Origin of the sequence: Campylobacter sp. 2018MI13, assembly GCF_018501135.1 — a bacterium.
Lineage (GTDB): Bacteria > Campylobacterota > Campylobacteria > Campylobacterales > Campylobacteraceae > Campylobacter_E.
Map to the genome: position 1 here is coordinate 1 of NZ_JAHCZC010000344.1, position 237 is coordinate 237.

The 237-nt window shown below is 31.2% G+C and carries 1 protein-coding gene; it reads right to left on the reverse strand.

Annotation, left to right across the window (positions count from 1 at the left end; translation table 11 throughout):
• A partial coding sequence (locus KJQ99_RS11515; protein ID WP_214150787.1) for a hypothetical protein occupies positions 1 to 237 on the reverse strand: 237 nt, incomplete at both ends.

Genomic DNA, 237 nt, shown 5'->3' on the forward strand with positions numbered 1-237 from the left:
CGTTTTTATCTTTTACTCTTTCGCCACTTTCATCTCTTTTTTCTTCTAACAAATTCCCTAAAGCTTTTAAATCGCCCTTAGCAATATTTACATCACTTGTAAAACTTGATTTATTAGCATTTAAATTCCCTTCTGTAATATAAACACCGCCTGTATTTTCAAAACTACTAACAATAGTATTTATATCGCCTTTAGTAACTTTTACAACCCCATCTCCACTCATTTCAAAACCAGTTG